A 2,473-nucleotide genomic window follows, 5' to 3' on the forward strand; every position below is an offset into this window, starting at 1 on the left:
CCCAAACCCCACACCTGAGCCTGCACCGCACTCAGCAACGGTTCCGAGTCGTTGACCGACACGGCACCACGTGTCACCACCCACAACGGCGCCGCCATCCCGGTGTCACCCAGCGCCTGCACCAACCCCAACGTGCCAGCCAGACCAGCCGGAACACCGCCACACAACGACTCGTCCAACGCCACCAGGGACACGACACCACTCACGGACGAACCGCCCGCCTCGGATACGGCCTGCGCCAACTGAGCGCGATCTGTACCCGACTCAACGATGACACGCGCGATCTCGGCCCCACGGGCCTCCAACCCCCGAGCGACATCGGCGACCCACGCATCCTCAGCCAGACCAGCAGGAACAGCCAGCAGCCACGTCCCCGACAGCACCGCCGACGACTCAACCGACACCGGCTTCCAACCAACCCGATAGCACCACCCATCCAGCCGAGACCGCTCCCGCTGCCCCCGCCGCCATGACGACAACACCGGCAGCACAGCGCTCAGCGGCTCATCAGCGGCAACCCCGAGAGTCGAAGCCAGCGACTCCAGCTCCTCCCGCTCCACCGCCTCCCAGAACCGCGCCTCCACCTCATCCACCACCACCGCCCCAACAGGAACATCCAGCCAGAACCGCTCCCGCTGAAAGGCATACGTCGGCAGATCCACCCGCGACGCGCCTGTGCCCTCGAACACCCGCGTCCAGTCCATGTCGGCGCCGTTAGCCCACGCCTGAGCGAGACCGGACAGCAGCGTCTCGCGCTCATAGCGCCCGGACTCCAGAGCAGGGACGAACACCCCCTCGATCACGGTGTCGTCGCCCATGGCGCTCAGCACGCCGTCGGGGCCCAGCTCAAGGAAGACGGATGCGTTCCGCTCGGCGAGACTGGCCAAGCCATCGCTGAAGCGGACGGCCTCACGAACATGCCGCACCCAGTAGCCAGCCGACCCCAGCTCGTCGGACGTCGCCAGCTTGCCCGTCACGTTGGAGACGACCGGGATACGCGGCGCGGCGTAGGTCAGAGCCTCGGCGACGGTGCGGAACTCGACCAACATCGCGTCCATACGAGGCGAATGGAACGCATGCGACACCTCAAGACGCTTGGTCTTACGCCCCTGACGCCGGAACGTCGCCGCCACAGCAAGGACAGCGTCCTCATCACCCGAGACGACCACCGAGTTCGGCCCATTGACCGCAGCGACATCCACGCGGCCCTCATACGCCGCAAAGAAATCCCTGGCCTCGCCCTCAGTGGCTTGGACAGCAACCATCGCGCCGCCGGCGGGCAGCGCCTGCATCAGCCGACCCCGAGCCGCCACCAGCCGCACCGCATCCTCCAACGAGAACACGCCCGCCACGTGGGCCGCGGCGATCTCGCCGATCGAATGCCCACCCACAAACTCCGGTACCACGCCCCACGACTCGACCAACCGGAACAACGCCACCTCAAGCGTGAACAGCCCGGCCTGCGTAAACACCGTCTGACCGAGCAGAGCAGCATCGTCACCGAAGATCACATCACGCACAGACCGCTCGACATGCCCCGCAAGCTCCTTGTCCAGCAGCCCGCGCACCTCGTCAAACGCCTCCGCGAACACCGGATACTGGCCATACAGCTCACGGCCCATACCCACCCGCTGACTGCCCTGCCCCGAGAACAACACCGCCAACCGACCCGAACCCACACCCTCCACCGGCCCCATCACCACACCCGGCGTATCCTCACCCCGCGCCAACGCGCCAAGCCCGGCCAGCAGATTATCCCGGCCCTCGCCCAGCACCACAGCCCGATGCTCGAAGGCCGACCGCCCCGACGCCAGCGACCACCCCACATCAACCGGCGAAAGCCCCCCATCACGCTCCACACGCGACAACAATCGCCGCGCCTGCCCCTGCAGCGCACCCACACCACGCCCCGACATCACCCACGGCACCACCCCAGGAACCACCGACGCCACCCGCTCCTCGGACTCCACCTCAGCCATAGGCGCCGCTTCGAGAATCACATGGGCATTCGTCCCGCTGATACCGAACGAAGAGACTGCGGCCCGGCGTGGCCGGTCGCTCTCAGGCCACTCCCGCTGTTCGGTCAGCAGCTCGACCGCACCCGCACCCCAATCCACCTGCCGTGACGGCTCATCCACATGCAACGTCCGCGGCAACACCCCATGCTGCATCGCCAACACCATCTTGATCACGCCCGCGACACCCGCCGCAGCCTGCGCGTGTCCGATGTTGGACTTCAACGACCCCAGCCACAGCGGCCGCCCCTCCGACCGCTCCTGACCGTACGTCGCCAGCAGCGCCTGCGCCTCGATCGGATCACCCAGCGTCGTCCCCGTACCATGCGCCTCCACCACATCCACCTCACCAGCGGAAAGCCGCGCACTCGCCAACGCCTGACGAATCACCCGCTGCTGCGACGGACCATTCGGCGCCGTCAAACCATTCGACGCACCATCCTGATTCACCGCCGAAC

At 67.3% G+C, this 2,473-nt stretch carries 1 protein-coding gene; it reads right to left on the reverse strand.

Annotated features, from left to right (window positions below; genetic code table 11):
- A partial coding sequence (locus tag ACWDSL_RS52970) for a type I polyketide synthase (protein WP_450496886.1) occupies positions 1-2,473 on the reverse strand: 2,473 nt, incomplete at both ends.

Source organism: Streptomyces sp. NPDC000941, from assembly GCF_053599555.1.